The organism is Nonomuraea sp. bgisy101, assembly GCF_057708945.1.
The window spans coordinates 129,799-143,201 of record NZ_JBYITD010000008.1 but is presented as its reverse complement, the minus strand read 5'-3'; the positions used below and the strand labels follow the sequence as shown (position 1 = coordinate 143,201).

The 13,403-nt window shown below is 68.8% G+C and carries 12 protein-coding genes; 8 read left to right on the top strand and 4 right to left on the bottom strand.

Going from position 1 to position 13,403, the window contains the following annotated elements:
- Position 1 precedes the first annotated feature (1 nt).
- The 6 genes from AC3EO4_RS17170 to AC3EO4_RS17145 all read left to right on the top strand — a co-directional run bounded on the left by AC3EO4_RS17170 (position 2) and on the right by AC3EO4_RS17145 (position 6,613).
- Positions 2-958 carry a carbohydrate ABC transporter permease gene (locus AC3EO4_RS17170; RefSeq protein WP_379576567.1) on the top strand — a complete coding sequence of 319 codons (957 nt, stop codon included), beginning with the start codon at positions 2-4 and terminating at the stop codon, positions 956-958.
- Complete coding sequence (locus AC3EO4_RS17165; RefSeq protein WP_431896510.1) at positions 955-1,764, top strand: carbohydrate ABC transporter permease; 810 nt, start codon at positions 955-957, stop codon at positions 1,762-1,764. The genes AC3EO4_RS17170 and AC3EO4_RS17165 overlap by 4 nt, the downstream gene beginning before the upstream one ends.
- Positions 1,761-3,185, top strand: a complete 1,425-nt coding sequence (locus tag AC3EO4_RS17160; protein ID WP_431896508.1) for a GH1 family beta-glucosidase — start codon at positions 1,761-1,763, stop codon at positions 3,183-3,185. Before AC3EO4_RS17165 ends, AC3EO4_RS17160 begins: the two co-directional genes overlap by 4 nt.
- Positions 3,186-3,259: 74 nt before the next feature.
- A complete protein-coding gene (locus tag AC3EO4_RS17155) occupies positions 3,260-4,597 on the top strand; it encodes an ABC transporter substrate-binding protein (RefSeq protein ID WP_379576561.1) in 1,338 nt (445 codons plus the stop codon).
- A 133-nt stretch (positions 4,598-4,730) separates the two neighbouring features.
- Positions 4,731-5,702, top strand: coding sequence for a carbohydrate ABC transporter permease (locus AC3EO4_RS17150; RefSeq protein WP_379576911.1), 972 nt, complete (start codon positions 4,731-4,733; stop codon positions 5,700-5,702).
- Complete coding sequence (locus AC3EO4_RS17145; RefSeq protein ID WP_379576559.1) at positions 5,699-6,613, top strand: carbohydrate ABC transporter permease; 915 nt, start codon at positions 5,699-5,701, stop codon at positions 6,611-6,613. The genes AC3EO4_RS17150 and AC3EO4_RS17145 overlap by 4 nt, the downstream gene beginning before the upstream one ends.
- A 122-nt stretch (positions 6,614-6,735) precedes the next feature.
- Here AC3EO4_RS17145 and AC3EO4_RS17140 read toward each other — a convergent pair whose 3' ends face one another.
- The gene (locus AC3EO4_RS17140) at positions 6,736-7,230 is read right to left on the bottom strand and encodes a helix-turn-helix domain-containing protein (protein ID WP_431896506.1); all 495 of its coding nucleotides are present in this window, start codon (positions 7,228-7,230) and stop codon (positions 6,736-6,738) included.
- Between the two features lie 119 nt (positions 7,231-7,349).
- On the opposite strand from AC3EO4_RS17140, the gene AC3EO4_RS17135 reads away from it, so the two are divergent.
- Together AC3EO4_RS17135 and AC3EO4_RS17130 are read left to right on the top strand one after the other, a co-directional pair.
- Positions 7,350-8,345, top strand: coding sequence for a LacI family DNA-binding transcriptional regulator (locus AC3EO4_RS17135; RefSeq protein WP_431896504.1), 996 nt, complete (start codon positions 7,350-7,352; stop codon positions 8,343-8,345).
- A 24-nt stretch (positions 8,346-8,369) separates the two neighbouring features.
- The gene (locus AC3EO4_RS17130; protein WP_431896502.1) at positions 8,370-9,929 is read left to right on the top strand and encodes a sigma factor-like helix-turn-helix DNA-binding protein; all 1,560 of its coding nucleotides are present in this window, start codon (positions 8,370-8,372) and stop codon (positions 9,927-9,929) included.
- A gap of 67 nt (positions 9,930-9,996) precedes the next feature.
- Here the strand turns inward: AC3EO4_RS17130 and AC3EO4_RS17125 are convergent, their stop codons facing one another.
- From AC3EO4_RS17125 to AC3EO4_RS17115, 3 genes are read right to left on the bottom strand one after another with little or no spacing between them, the layout of a single operon-like run.
- On the bottom strand, positions 9,997-11,517 hold the full coding sequence (locus AC3EO4_RS17125; RefSeq protein ID WP_431896500.1) for a glycoside hydrolase family 13 protein: 1,521 nt from the start codon (positions 11,515-11,517) through the stop codon (positions 9,997-9,999).
- Positions 11,518-11,524: 7 nt separating this feature from the next.
- The gene (locus tag AC3EO4_RS17120; RefSeq protein WP_431896499.1) at positions 11,525-12,451 is read right to left on the bottom strand and encodes a carbohydrate ABC transporter permease; all 927 of its coding nucleotides are present in this window, start codon (positions 12,449-12,451) and stop codon (positions 11,525-11,527) included.
- Positions 12,448-13,302, bottom strand: coding sequence for a carbohydrate ABC transporter permease (locus AC3EO4_RS17115; protein ID WP_431896497.1), 855 nt, complete (start codon positions 13,300-13,302; stop codon positions 12,448-12,450). The genes AC3EO4_RS17120 and AC3EO4_RS17115 overlap by 4 nt, the downstream gene beginning before the upstream one ends.
- Positions 13,303-13,403 lie beyond the last annotated feature (101 nt).

The following is a 13,403-nucleotide window of genomic DNA, read 5'->3' as shown; positions in this document are numbered from 1 at the left end:
CATGGCCACCCTGCCAGCCGCGGCGGCGCCCAGGAGGCACCGCCGTCTCGTCAGGCACACGCTCGACCTCAAGCTCTCGCCCTACGCCTACGTGGCCCCGTTCTTCCTGCTGTTCTGCGCGTTCGGCGTCTTCCCGCTGATCTTCACCGCGTGGGTGAGCCTGCACGAGTGGACTCTCACCTCCGACGTGCACACCTTCATCGGCGTGGAGAACTTCGGCACGCTGCTCGCCGACGGCTACTTCTGGAACGCCACGTTCAACACCTTCTCCATCGGGGTCGTCTCGACCGTGCCGCAGCTCGTGCTGGCCATCTGGCTGGCACACCTGCTCAACCGCCCGCTGCGGGCGCAGACGTTCTTCCGCATCACGCTGCTGGTGCCGAACGTGACGAGCGTGGTCGCGGTCGTGGTGATCTTCAGCCAGCTCTTCGGGCGCGACTACGGGCTGGTCAACTGGATGCTGTCGTGGTTCGGGATCGACGGCGTCGCGTGGGCGGAGGGCACCGCCACCTCACACGTGGCCATCTCCGCGATGATCATGTGGAGGTGGACGGGCTACAACGCGCTGATCTTCCTGGCCGCCATGCAGGCCGTGCCCAGGGAGCTGTACGAGGCGGCGACGATCGACGGCGCGTCGCACCTGACCCAGCTCAAGAAGATCACCATCCCGATGATCAGACCCACGATCATCTTCGTGGTCACGGTCTCGACGATCGGCGCGATGCAGATCCTCGCCGAGCCCCTGCTGTTCGGGGCGGGAAGCGGGGCGGGCGGCATCACCAGCGGCGGCCCCGACCACCAGTTCCAGACGCTCGCGCTCTACGTCTACGACCTGGGCTTCAACAAGTTCGACTTCGGCTACGCCTCGGCGGCCTCGTGGGTGATGTTCCTGTTCGTGGTGGTCGCGGCGGGCGTCAACTACCTGCTGACCCGCCGGATCGGAGGGGCTTTCAAGTGAGACGACGCCTCACCTACCTGACGCTGCTGGCGGTGGCGTTCTTCTCGGTCTTCCCGCTGTACTACAGCGTGGTCGTGGCCTCGCGGCACAACTCGGCGCTGGCCGAGGTGCCGCCGCCGCTGGTACCCGGAGGCAATTTCTTCGCCAACGTGGCACGCGTCTTCGACACGGTGCCCTTCGCCATGGCGCTGCTCAACTCCTTCCTGGTGGCGGGGTCGATCGCGGTCGCGGTGATGTTCTTCTCGACGCTGGCCGGGTTCGCCTTCGCCAAGCTGAGCTTCAGGGGCAAGAACATCCTGCTGCTGATCACGGTGGCGACCATGATGGTCCCCACCCAGCTCGGCATCATCCCGCTCTACATGCTCATGGTGAAGATCGAGTGGACCGGCTCGATGTACGCGCTGGTGGTGCCCGCGCTGGTGAACGCCTTCGGGGTGTTCTTCATGACGCAGTACCTGTCCCGCGCGCTGCCCACCGAGCTGCTGGAGGCGGGCAGGGTCGACGGCGCCACCACGTGGGGCCTGTTCTGGCACGTCGTCCTGCCCGCCGCACGACCGGCCGCGGCGGTGCTCGGGATGCTGACGTTCATGACCGCGTGGAACGACTACTTCTGGCCGCTGGTGGTGCTGACGCCGGAGAACCCGACGGTGCAGGTGGCGCTCTCGACGCTGGCCAGCGGTTACGTCAACGACTACGTCCTCGGACTGTCGGGGACAGCGGTGGGAACCCTGCCGCTGATCCTCGTCTTCATCCTGCTCGGCAAACAGATCATCGGAGGAATCATGCAAGGAGCGGTCAAGGGATGACGATCACGACCATGGAGACGCGGGGGACCGTGGTCTTCCCTGAGAACTTCGTCTGGGGCGCGGCGACCGCGTCCTACCAGATCGAGGGGGCCGCGAAGAAGGACGGCCGGGGCCCTTCGATCTGGGACACCTTCTCCGCCACGCCGGGGAAGGTGCGCGACGGCGACACCGGCGAGGTCGCCTGCGACCACTACCACCGCTACCGCGACGACGTGGCCCTGATGAAGGAGCTGAGCCTCAACGCCTACCGGTTCTCCGTCGCCTGGCCCAGGATCCAGGCCACGGGCACGGGGCCCGCCAGCCCCGCGGGGCTCGGCTTCTACGACAGGCTCGTCGACACGCTGCTCGAGGCGGGCATCACGCCCTACGTCACGCTCTATCACTGGGATCTGCCGCAGGCGCTCGAGGACCTCGGCGGCTGGACCTCCCGCGAGACGGCCTACCACTTCGCCGAGTATGCCGCGATCATGTACGGCCGGCTCGGTGACAGGGTGAGCCACTGGACCACGCTCAACGAGCCGTGGGTCTCGGCCTTCCTCGGCTACGGCAGCGGCGTGCACGCGCCGGGCCGTACCTCTCCGCACGACGCGCTCAAGGCCGCGCACCACCTGCTGCTCGGCCACGGGCTCGCGGCGCGGACGCTGCGCTCGGCCGGCGCCGAGGAGATCATGCTGGTGGTCAACTCGGCACCCGTGCTGACGCCCGCCCAGGTGAACGACCCGGACGCGGCGGTTTCGGAGGCCGACGCGGCGGCCGTCCACCGCATCCACACGCTGCTCACCAGGCAGTTCCTGGACCCGGCCCTGTTCGGCTCCTACCCCGAGGAGGTGCTGGCCGCCGCAGGGCGCAACGGCGGCACCGCGCACATCCTCGACGGCGACCTTGAGATCATCAACGCGCCGATCGACCTGGTGGGGATCAACTACTACAACCCCTGCGTGGTGGAGGACGGGCCCGGCCTCGGCGCCGACCCGGCATGGCCAGGCTCGGAGGGCGTGCGCTTCGCCCCGGCCGACGCCCCCGTCACCGCGATGGGCTGGCCGATCGTGCCCAGCGGCCTGTCCCGCCTCCTGGTACGGCTCTCGCAGGACTACCCGCAGGTCGGCCTCATGGTCACCGAGAACGGCGCGGCCTTCGACGATGTGGTCGAGGACGGCAGGGTGCACGACGGCGGCAGGCTCGCCTACCTCGAAGGACACCTGCGCGCGGCGCACGAGGCCATCGCGGCGGGCGCCGACCTGCGCGGCTACCTGGTGTGGTCGCTGCTGGACAACTTCGAGTGGGCCGAGGGCTACAGCCACAGGTTCGGCGTCGTCCACGTCGACTACACCACCCAGGTCCGCACCCCCAAGGACAGCGCCCTCTGGTACCGGGACGTGATCGGCAACAACGGGTTTTCCTGGTCCCCCAACAAACCGTAATACCACCGATATTGACCTCGTCATGTGCGCCATCAATTCTCAGAGAACGCTCTCACCGGCACAGGAGGATGCACATGACGACCGCCCCTCGACTTCTTGTCGGAGCCGCGGCGCTGGCGCTCGTCGCCACCGGCTGCGGCTCCACCGGGTCCGGGTCCTCCACCGGCCAGGCGGCCCCCGCGGCCGACTGCGCCGCCTACCAGCAGTACGGCAAGCACGACGGCAAGAAGGTCACGGTCTACTCCCCCATCAGAGACGCCGAGGCCGACCTCTTCCAGCAGAACTGGAAGACGTTCGAGAAGTGCACGGGCATGAAGATCACCTACGAGGGCACGGGCGAGTTCGAAGCGCAGATCCAAGTGCGCTCGGACGGCGGTAACCCGCCTGACCTGGCATTCTTCCCCCAACCAGGCCTGCTGGCGCGCTTCGCGAAGGCGGGCAAGCTGAAGGCCGCTCCCGCCGAGGTCAAGACGCTGGCCGACCAGGGCTGGTCCAAGGACTGGATCAACTACGGCACCGTCGACGGCACCTTCTACGCCGCTCCGCTGGGCGCCAGCGTGAAGTCGTTCGTCTGGTACTCCCCCAAGACCTTCCAGGAGAAGGGCTGGCAGGTCCCCAAGACGTGGGACGAGCTGATGAAGCTCAGCGACACCATCGCGGCCACCGGCGTCAAGCCGTGGTGCGCGGGCATCGAGTCGGGTGAGGCGACGGGCTGGCCGGCGACCGACTGGATCGAGGACGTCATCCTGCGCGAGCTCGGACCCGAGGAGTACGACAGGTGGGTCGCGCACGAGCTGAAGTTCAACGATCCCAAGGTCGTCGCGGCGGTCGACAAGGTCGGCGCGATCCTCAAGAACGACAAGTACGTCAACGGCGGCTACGGCCCGGTCAAGTCGATCGCCAGCACCGCCTTCCAGGAGGGAGGCGTGCCGATCACGACGGGCAAGTGCGCGATGCACCGCCAGGCCTCCTTCTACGCCAACTTCTGGCCGGAGGGCACCAAGGTGGCGGAGGACGGCGACGTCTTCGCCTTCTACCTCCCGGGCAACGACCCCGCCAAGAAGCCGGTGCTCGGCGCGGGCGAGTTCGTGGCGGCCTTCGCCGACCGGCCCGAGGTCCAGGCGTTCCAGCGCTACCTGGCCACGCCCGACCACGCCAACTCCAGGATGAAGCTGGGCACCTACGTGTCGGCGAACAAGGGCGTCGACCTGGCCAACGCGCAGAACCCCATCGACAAGCTGTCGATGGAGATGCTGCGTGACGAGGCGACCGTGTTCAGGTTCGACGGCTCGGACCTCATGCCGGCCGCCGTCGGGTCGGGCACCTTCTGGAAGGGCATGACCGACTGGATCAACGGCAAGGACACCAAGACGGTGCTCGACTTCATCGACGCCTCCTGGCCCAAGTCCTGATCTGCCCCGGTACGGCGGGCGGCCGCCCGCCGTACCTCCAGGGAGGACGGCCGCCCCGCGCTCCCTGAGTCGCCCCGCACGCCCCCCGACGACGCCCCACCCGGCGCGGGGAACCCCAGGAGGACCCTTGGACCTGGACTTCGATCTGGCTGCCGAGTCGCCCAAACTCACCCAGCTGGTCGTCGGCGTCGTCGCGTTCCTGGCGGTCGTCGGCCTGGTCCTGCTCCTGCTCGACAGGGCGCCGATGCGGCAGAAGGCCCGCCTGCACGCCGCGATCCTGCTGGCCCCCGCTCTCGTCCTGCTGGCCGTCGGCCTGGTCGTCCCCGGCGTCCGCACCACCCTGCTGTCGTTCATGAGCGGCGACGGCACCGCCTTCGTCGGCCTGGACAACTACGCGTGGATGTTCACCCAGCCCGAGGCGGTGACGGTGCTGCGCAACACCCTCATCTGGGTGGTGCTCGTCCCGCTCCTGGTGACCGCGATCGGCCTGGTCTACGCGGTGCTCGTCGACCGCAGCAGGTTCGAGTCGCTGGCCAAGTCGCTCGTCTTCCTGCCGATGGCCATCTCGTTCGTCGGCGCGGGCATCATCTGGAAGTTCGTCTACGCCTACCGGCCCGAGGGCGTCGACCAGATCGGCCTGCTCAACCAGGTCGTGGTCTGGCTCGGTGGCGAGCCGAGGCAGTGGCTGCTCGACCCGCCGCTCAACACGCTCTTCCTCATCGTGGTGATGGTCTGGATCCAGGCCGGCTTCGCCACCGTCGTGCTGTCGGCCGCGATCAAGGGCATCCCCTCCGACATCGTGGAGGCGGCCAAGCTCGACGGCGCGGGCCCGGCGCAGATGTTCTTCAGGGTGACGCTGCCGTCGATCAGGCCCGCCGTGATCGTCGTCCTGGTCACCCAGTCGATAGGCACGCTGAAGCTGTTCGACATCGTGCGTACCATGACCGGCGGCCAGTTCGACACCAGCGTCATCGCCAACGAGATGTACAACCAGGCCTTCAGGTACGGCGAGACCGGCAAGGGCGCCGCGTTAGCGGTGTTCCTGTTCGTACTGGTCACGCCGATCGTCGTCTACCAGATCCGCAGCAGGAGGGCCATCCGATGACGACCCCGACCGCCAGGGTCCGCGCCGGCCTGTCCAGCAGGACGGCCTCCCTCGTCGCGCTGCTGATCGCGCTGCTCTGGACGACGCCGACCTTCGGCCTGCTGCTGTCGTCCTTCAGGCCCGAGGACCAGATCAAGACGTCCGGGTGGTGGACGTTCTTCTCCGCGCCCACCCTGACGCTGGAGAACTACCAGGAGGTGCTGTTCGGCACGTCCTCCTCCTCGGGGCAGCTGGCGAGCTTCCTGCTCAACTCGATCGTCATCACGGTGCCCTCCGTGCTGTTCCCGCTGGCCTTCGCCTCCTTCGCGGCCTACGCGCTGGCCTGGCTGCCGTTCAGAGGCCGCGACTGGATCTACATCGGGATCTTCGCCCTCCAGGTCGTGCCGCTGCAGATGGCGCTGGTGCCGCTGCTGTCGTTCTTCTCCGAGGGCGTCGAGGTGTTCGGCGTGCAGCTCACGCCCGCGTGGAACCTGGAGGGCACGGGCAGGTTCGTCCAGGTGTGGTTCGCCCACACCTGCTTCGCGCTGCCGCTCGGCATCTTCCTGCTGCACAACTTCATGTCCGAGCTGCCGCACGAGCTCATGGAGGCGGCGAGGGTCGACGGCGCCACCCACGGCACGATCTTCCGCAGGATCGTGCTGCCGCTGGTGGCGCCCGCGCTAGCCACCTTCGCGATCTTCCAGTTCCTGTGGGTGTGGAACGACCTGCTCGTGGGACTGATCTTCGGAGGCGGCACGGCGGAGAGCGCGCCGATGACCGTACGGCTGGCCCAGATGGCCGGGACCAAGGGCAACGAGTGGCAGCGCCTCACCGCCGGGGCGTTCGTGTCTGTCATCATTCCTCTCGTGGTCTTTGTGTCGATGCAGCGCTACTTCGTCCGCGGGCTCCTGGCCGGAAGCGTCAAAGGTTGACATCCTCTCCCTCGTCAACGAGGGCGATTCCCACGGTCACCCGTGAGGGTTCCTGCTTCACCGCCGGCCGCCCCGCCAGGAAAGAGCTCCCTTTGAGGTCTTACACCAGCTCCACAGGCGTTTCACCTCTCCGCCAGCCCGGCGGCGAGGATGTTTCTTGCCGCGTTCACGTCCCGGTCATGGATCACGCCACACGCGCACTCCCACTCCCGCACGGTCAACGGCATCGACCGCTGGCTCGCCCCACAGGCAAAGGCCGAACGCGTGTACTCAGCGCTCAACCGCGACCGCTTACGCGACTTGAACACCGGATACCCGGCCCGTTTGGCGAGGAAGTTCGCGAACGCCGCCTGCAGATGCCGCAACGCCTGCTGCAACGGCACACACGACACCTCCGCGAGAAACGTCAGCCCCTCCGAGCGCTTCCACTCCGTCAACGCGGCCGAGGACTCCGCGTAGGAGACGCGCCGACCCTCCTGCCTGTAGGCGCGAGTCCGCTCTGCCAGCGCCTTGTTGTAGACCAGCCGGACACAGCCGAACGTCCGGGCAAGCTCCTCGGCCTGCCCGGGGGTCGGATAGAAGCGGAACTTGAACGCCCGCTTCACCGTCTGCGCCACGCCTCACATCGTGCACGATCAGTGAGCACTCGCGCAGGTGTTCGGTACACAGCATGCGGCATCCAGCCGCGTTTCCTCCCCTGCCTGAAGACGGGCATCTCCACACTCAAGGAGTCTTGATGAAGCGCCCCACGCTGGAGGCGGTCGCCGCCAGGGCGGGAGTGTCGCGTGCCACGGTCTCGCGGGTGGTCAACGGGCAGGCGACGGTCGCCCCGCACATCCGCGACGTGGTGCTGCGCGCGGTCGACGAGCTCGGATACGTGCCCAACTCGGCGGCGCGCAGCCTCGTCACGCAGCGGACCGACTCGATCGCCCTCGTCTTCTCCGAGCCGCCGACCAGGGTGTTCTCCGAGGACCCGATGTTCTCCACCGTCATCAGGTCGGCCAGTGTGGAGCTGGAGGCGGCCGACAAGCAGGTCGTGCTCATGCTGACCAGCTCGGCCAAGAGCCACGCGCGGATCGAGCGGTACATCGCCAGCGGCCACGTCGACGGCGTCATGCTCATCTCGATGCACGGCGGCGACCCGCTGCCCGCCGCGATCGCGCGCATGCGGGTGCCTGTCGTCTCCTACGGCAGGCCCGCCGTCCCCATCGACATCCCGTTCGTGGACAACGACAACGTGGGCGGGGCGGCCGATGCCGTACGGCATCTGGTGGACTCGGGCAGGCGCAGGATCGCCACCATCGCGGGCCCGCAGGACATGATCGCGGGGCTGGACCGGCTGGCCGGCTACCGGAACGTGCTGCGCGACTCCGACCGGCGCTCGATCGTCGCGATCGGCGACTTCACCCGCGAGTCCGGCGCGATCGCGATGCGGCAGCTGCTGGAGGACGACCCCGGCCTCGACGCCGTCTTCTGCGGCAACGACCTCATGGCCGTGGGCGCGTTGCAGGCGCTGCGCCACGCGGGGCGCAGGGTGCCCGACGACGTGGCCGTGGTCGGGTTCGACGACATCGAGGCCGCCAAGTACACCGACCCGCCGCTGACGACGGTCCGCCATCACATCTTCGAGCAGGCCGCGGCCATGACGAGGCTGCTGCTCGGGCTGTTCGAGGGCGGCCCCGCCGATCCGGTCATCCTGCCGACCGAACTGGTCATCCGCGAATCCGCCTGAGATGCTGGCCACGGAGGTGGCTGGATGGGTCCTCCGGGCGACGTCACCGATTTCGTCCTCATCAAGGGCATGGGGTTCGTGCGTTACGGCCTCGTGCTCACCGGCGATCAGCGCGAAGGCGTCTCGCTGGCCCAGGAGGCGCTGGCAGGGCTGAACGCCGCGAAGACCGGAAATCCCGACACCTATGTCGGCACGACGATGGCCCGCCTGTTCGTGACGGGACGGCGCCGCCGCCATGGGCAGGGCGTCCCCGAGGCCGACGTCGCCAGGCAGGGCGGCGACCCGGACATCTGGCGGCAGCTGGCGGAGCTTCCCGCGCTGACCAGAGCGGTGATCGTGCTCCGCTCCTATGGCGGGCTGTCCAACGAGGAGATCGCGCACGTCCTCGACCTGCCGTCGTCCAGGGTGCGCGACCAGGCCGTCGCCTTCAGGCAGGACGACCTGGTCAGAACCCTCGAAGCGGCGGCCGCGACGGCCCAGCCCGCTGACCTGCTGTCGGGGCTGTCGCGGCTGCGGCGCCGCCGTACGGCGAAGCGGCTGCGGTCGGCGGCGGCCGCGGGCCTCGCGCTGGCCGCGGTGACCGGGCTGGTCGTGCTGGTCAGGCCCACGGTGGCGGCGCCCGCCGACCACGTCGCGGCCACCGCCCGTCCCGCGCCGTCGAGAGTCGGGCGCGCCATGGCGGCCCAGGAGGTGTGGCCGCGCGCCGTCTCCCGGCTGCCCGCCCGCTCGGCCGACGGGCTGGTGTACCAGCCCGCGATCGCGATCGACGACCACCGCGTGGTGCTGCTGGCGCAGGAACGGCTCGGCTACGACGACGTACGGCTGGACGTCTACGACGCCGTCACCGGCAGGATCGGCAGGTTCGCCAAGCTGGCGACGGGGGACGAGGTGCGGTGGTTCGCCACCGACGGGCGGTTCGTGGTGTGGAGCGCCCTCGGGCTGCGCGCGGACGACACGGTCGAGACGCAGTTCTGGCGGGTGCCGGTCAGGGGCGGCAAGCCCCGGCTCGTGACGACCGCCGCGGAGGGTGACAGGCAGGCGCCTCCGGAGATCCACTTCCAGGTGGGCGGCGGGCATCTGCTCTGGAACACCGACAAGGCGATCTATCGGCGGCCGCTGTCGGGCAAGGGGGGCAGGGAGAAGGTGCGCGACGGGCTGCGGCTGCTGGAGTGGCCGTGGGCCGCCGACCTGGCGAAGGGGACGCTGACGGATCTGGAGACGGGCCGGTCGAGGCTGTTCGTGACCGGCGGCCAGGGGGTGGCGCAGTGCTCGCCCGACTGGTGCGTGGAACGGAACGCGATCTCGCGGATGACGCTGGCGCGCAGGACGGACGGGTCGGGGACGGTCGAACTGCCCGGGTCGACGTCGGACGGGCCGGTGCTGAACCGGTTCGTGGTGCTGCGTTTGCGGGCCGGGCTACAGGTGATCAAGGATCTGCGGGCGGGGACGCTGGCGACTTTCGACCCCGCCGACCCGTCGATGGCGGTCAGCCTGGGTGACAAGAACGACCCGGGGACGATGCTGGCGTGGAGCGACTCCGACGGCCGCGACCTCTGGATCCTCAATCTGAAGGCCGTGCGCTGACCTCGCCTTTCCGGAGCCCCGGCCCCACCCGGAGGGAGGGGCCGGTCCTCCGGGTGGGGCCCTCGGGTCAGGGCTCCAGCCAGACCGCCGTGTCACGAGGGAGCAGGCCGTCGTGACACGTGGGGCCGCTGGCCAGAAGGATCGCCGAGTGCGGCGGGAGCCGTACCGGGTCGGGGCCCAGGTTCACCACGCACACCACCCCCGAGTCCCGCGCGAACGCCAGCACATGGTCCCCCAGGTCCAGCCACGTCAGCGATCCGTCGCCGAGCCGGTCGCGGCGCAGGTGGAGGGCGGTGCGGTAGAGGGTGAACATGGACCCGGGGTCGCCCGCCTGGGCCTCGGCCGTGAGCTCCTTCCACTCGGGCGGCTGCGGCAGCCACGGCTCCCCCGCGCCGGGGCCGAACCCGAACGGCGGCGCGTCACCCGACCACGGCAGCGGCACGCGGCAGCCGTCCCGCCCTGGAACGGTGTGCCCCGATCTGGTCCATATGGGGTCCTGACGCAGCTGGTCGGGGATGTCGTCGACCTCGGGCAGGCCCAGTTCCTCGCCCTGGTAGACGTAGACGCCGCCGGGCAGGGCCATCGCCAGCAGCGCGGCCGCCCTGGCCCTGCGGTAGCCGAGGTCCAGGTCCGCGGGGGCGCCGTCCCTGCGGGCCGCGTGGTCCCACGAGGTGTCGGTCCTGCCGTACCTGGTGACGACGCGGGCGACGTCGTGGTTGGACAGCACCCACGTCGGCGGCGCGCCCACGGTGGCGTGGGTCGACAGCGTCAGCGCGATGCTGGCCCGCAGCTCCGCCGGCTCCCACGGGCACGAGAGGAAGTCGAAGTTGAACGCGGTGTGCAGCTCGTCGGGCCGCAGGTAGCGGGCGAACCGCTCCTGGTCGGGCAGCCACACCTCGCCGACGAGGATCCGGTCGTCGTACTCGTCGGCCACCTGCCGCCAGCCGCGGTAGATGTCGTGGACGCCATCGAGGTCCTCGTAGGCGGTCGCCGACTTGACCAGCAGCGCGGCGGAGTCGATGCGGATGCCGTCCACGCCCCTGTCGAACCAGAAGCGCAGCACGTCGTGGAACTCCTGGTGCACCTCGGGGCTGTCCCAGTTGAAGTCGGGCTGCCCGGGGTCGAACAGGTGCAGGTACCACTGGCCGTCTTCCACCTGGGTCCACGCGGGCCCGCCGAAGATCGACCGCCAGTCGTTCGGCTCGTCGCCGAACCAGAAGCGGTCGCGCTTCGACCGGTCCCGCAGGGCCTCCTGGAACCAGGCGCTGGCGGTGGAGCTGTGGTTCGGCACGACGTCGATGATGACCTTGATGCCCAGGTCGTGGGCCTCCCTGATGAACCGCTCCGCCTCTCCCAGCGTCCCGAACACCGGCTCGATGTCGCGGTAGTCGGCCACGTCGTAGCCGCCGTCGGCCATGGGCGACGGGTACCAGGGGTTGAGCCAGACCGCGTTCACCCCCAGGTCCTTCAGGTACGGCAGGCGGTCCCGCAGCCCGGCCAGGTCGCCGACGCCGTCGCCGTTCCCGTCGGCGAAACTGCGCAGGTAGACCTGGTAGATCGCGGCGCCCCGCCACCACGTGTCGGACATTGCGCTCCTAACCCTTGAGACTTCCGGCGGTGAGGCCCGCCATGATGTGCCGTTGGAAGAACAGGAAGATGACGATCGTCGGGATGCTGGCGATCACCAGGGCCGCGGTGAGCGCGTTGGTCGGCATGGTCTGCGACAGCGAGTTGATGGCGACGCTCACCGTCATGCGGTCGGTGTCGGGCAGCACGAGCAGCGGGTAGACGAAGTCCCGCCACACGTTGACCACGGTGAAGATCGACACGACGCCCAGGATGGGCCGCGAGACCGGCAGCACGATGGACCACAGGATCCGCACGGGCGACGCGCCGTCCATCTCGGCCGCCTCGATGAGCTCTCTCGGGATGGAGTCGAAGAAGCGCTTGAGCAGGAAGATGTTGAAGCCGTTGGCCGCCGCGGGCAGCCAGATCGCCCACGGGGTGTTGAGCAGGTCCAGGTCGACGACAGTCACGTACAGGGGCAGGATCAGGACCATCGGCGGGATCATCAGCGTGGCCAGCATCAGGCCGGTGATCAGCTTGCCGAACATCGGGCGCAGCTTCGACAGCGCGTAGGCGGCGGCCACGTCGACGGCCAGCGTGAACAGCCAGGCGCCCGCCGCGTAGAGGGCGGTGTTCTTCAGCAGCAGTCCGAGGTCGAGCAGGTTCCACGCTTCAATGTAGGCGTCGAAGCTGGGGTTCCGCGGGATCAGCGTGGGCGGGATCTGGTCGAGTTCCTCCGGGGTCTTGAGCCCGCCGGTCACCATCCAGTAGAGCGGGAACATGAAGACCGCGGTGAAGCCGGCGACCATCGCCACCAGCACGATCCAGTAGATCGTCCGGCCTTTGCGGGTGTTGAGCTGGTGCGGCGACACCAGGGTGCGGAACCGCGTCTCGATGCGGCGCTGGGCGAGCCTGCGCGGCTTCGGCCTGCGGTGCCGTACGGCGGTGGCGATCATGAGGTCTCCCGCGAAACGCGCAGGTACACGGCGGAGAAGACGATGAGCACGATCATGAGCATCAGGCCCATCGCGCCACCGCCGCCGAAGTTCCCGAAGTTGAACGCGTACTGGTACATCAGGTACGCGACGGTCACGGTGGCGTTCTCGGGCCCGCCGCCGGTGAGCATGAACGGCTCGATGAACACCTGCATGGTCGCGATGACCTGCAGCAGCAGCATCACCAGGAGGATCAGTTTGGTCTGGGGAATGGTGACGTGCCAGATGCGCTTGAACAGGCCCGCGCCGTCGAGTTCCGCCGCCTCGTACAGCTCGCTCGGGATCGTCTGCAGGGCCGCCAGGTAGATGAGCGTGCCGCTGCCGAGGTTCATCCAGGTGGAGACGATGACCAGGGAGATGAGCGCGGTGTCGGTCGAGTCGAGCCACGCGAGCGGCGGCAGGTGGAAGAAGCCGAGGATCTGGTTGAACAGGCCGGGGCCCGGGTCGTAGAACCACTTGAACAGCAGCACGGACACGGCCGGGGGCAGCATCACCGGGAGGTAGACCACGAACCGCAGGTAGGCCTTGGCGTGGCGGAGCTCGTTGAGGACGATCGCCGCGGTGAAGGGGACGATGTAGCCGATCAGCAGCGCCAGGCCGGTGAAGGCGGCGGTGTTGATCCAGGCCTGGGCGAAGGCGGGGTCCTCGATGACCGTCGCGAAGTTGTCGAGGCCGACCCACGTCGGGGGGTCGACGAAGTTGTTCTCCTGGAGGCTCAGGAGAACCTCGCGGATCATCGGCCACCACGAGAAGACGGCGAAGCAGATCAGGGCGGCGCTCAGGAAGCCGTAGGCGGTGAGGTTGCGTTTCACCGCCCGGCCCGTTCTGGACGGGGGCCTTCGTCCCATGCTTGCTACGTTCAAGGGGTCACTCCTGTGGATCATGGCTGCTGGGTCCCCGCCGGCGGTGACGG